The organism is Streptomyces sp. NPDC007162 (assembly GCF_040634175.1).
Taxonomy (GTDB): domain Bacteria; phylum Actinomycetota; class Actinomycetes; order Streptomycetales; family Streptomycetaceae; genus Streptomyces.
The window spans coordinates 1-2,014 of record NZ_JBEYFC010000919.1 but is presented as its reverse complement, the minus strand read 5'-3'; the positions used below and the strand labels follow the sequence as shown (position 1 = coordinate 2,014).

1 protein-coding gene is annotated in these 2,014 nt (G+C 66.8%); it reads left to right on the top strand.

The features are described from left to right. The first annotated feature begins 694 nt into the window (after window positions 1–694). A complete protein-coding gene (locus ABZ646_RS45805; protein WP_360533502.1) occupies window positions 695–1,855 on the top strand; it encodes a radical SAM protein in 1,161 nt (386 codons plus the stop codon). Window positions 1,856–2,014 lie beyond the last annotated feature (159 nt).

The following is a 2,014-nucleotide window of genomic DNA, read 5'->3' as shown; positions in this document are numbered from 1 at the left end:
GGTAGTAATTCGGCCAACCTGCACCTCGTGATGTACGACACATGCCCCGGCGGGCGGCGGTTATGTCTGTTTTTTCGTGTCCGGCAGTGAAGAGTAATCGGTGCACCGCTCACGAAAAGACCGTGACATTAACGACGGATTGCTTTCCTGTCTCGTCACTTGTTCCCGGCTGGCCGAAAGTCACGGCCTGACCGTTTCTGAGCGACCTGCCCTGTCGGACGATGTCCCGTCCCGCCGCCGACGCAGGCGGCGGGACCGCGGAACCGCTGTGCGAGGGTCGGCCCGGGTGGCGGTGGCCCCCTCGCCTGGAGGGCTGTACTCCTCGCTGACTTGCCAGGGGTTTCGGGCGGTCGTTGCACCATCCGCCCGCAGCGGGCGCGCTGTCCCTCCAGGCGGTCCGGCCGGACCCGGTCGACCCCGAAAGAGAGGTCACCACCGCGAGGACGCGTGCGCCGCGTCCCCGGCTTGCCGAGCGCCCAAACATTGCTATTTCCAGCCAACCGGCCAGTCACTCAGCCTACTTGGTAAGTGAACGTTGACACGCCAGCGTCGTGTCGATGACGATCGTGGGAGCGCTCCCAAGATCACTTGCCCACCTGCTGCTTTTCCAGTTGAACGATCCGCGCCCTGCGCACACGCCCTCGCGTGTGCGTCGCCGTCCTTCGCCCGTACGCACCGGAAAGTGACTGCACGCATGCCCGATCGCACATCCGCACAGCCCGTCGCACAGCCCGGAGCCGCTCTCGGCACCCTCTTCGTGGAGCGCAACCTCGACCTCGTCGGCAAGCTCTACCAGCGTTCCGTCTACCCGGGCGCCTTCGACGTCGCCAGCGGCAAACGACTGTCCTCGCCGCTCGTCGTCGACCTCGACCCGACGACCGTCTGCGACCTCGCCTGCCCCGAGTGCATCAGCTCCCAGGTGCTGCACCATGGCCAGATAGGCAAGGACCGCATCGTCCGGCTCGCCCACGAGCTGGCCGAATCGGAGGTTCGCGCGGTGATCCTGATCGGCGGCGGCGAGCCGCTGCTGCACCGCTCCATCGGCGAGATCATCGAGGTGCTGCACGGTGCCGGTATCCAGCTCGGCCTGGTCACCAACGGCACCCAGATCCACCGGCACATAGACCATCTGTCCACCATGCTGTCCTGGGTTCGGGTCTCGGTGGACGCCGGCAGCGCCGGAACCTTCCAGACCTTCCGTCCCAGCCGCGGCAAGCACAGCGCCTTCCCGCAGGTCATCGACAACATGCGGCTGCTCGCCTCACGCAAGCAGGGCAGGCTCGGCTACTCGTTCCTGCTCATGCAGCGCTTCGACGAGGACGGGAAGGTCACCGCCAGCAATTACGACGAGGTCTACCAGGCCGGCGTGCTCGCCCGGGAGATCGGCTGCGACTACTTCGAAGTCAAGGCGATGCTGGACGAGGACCACTACACGGTCAACCAGTCCGCCGGGGACATCGAACTGGTCGAAACGCAGGTCGCCCGGCTGCGGGAGCTCCAGGACGACTCCTTCCACATCCTGCACTCCTCCAACTGGCAGGCCGTGCGCCGCGGTTCCGACCCGGTGCAGCCCAAGGACTACCGGACCTGCGCGGTCACCGAACTGCGCACCACCATCACACCCACCGGTGTTTTCGTCTGCCCCTACCACCGGGGGAACCCCAAGGGCCGGATCGGCGACATCTCACAGACGACCTTCGCCGAGATGTGGTCGGCAGCCGACACGACGGTGATCGACCCCAGCGAGGACTGCCGCTTTGTCTGTGCCCGGCACGCCACCAACCAGGAGATCGCCCTGCTCCCGGAGCGTCCCGCGCCGGACGACCTGGACGACGATTTCGACCCCTTCATCTGACGGCCTACCCGCCGTGCACCTGCCGTCCCTGCCCTCCCGGGCATCTCGAACGCCCCACCGACAAGGCCAGGAGCCCGTATGCGCTTAGCCGTGATCGGAGCCGGTGCCGCAGGGCGCCGAGCAGATAGCCGGCGACCTGCTCGCCCGCTACGACAGCGC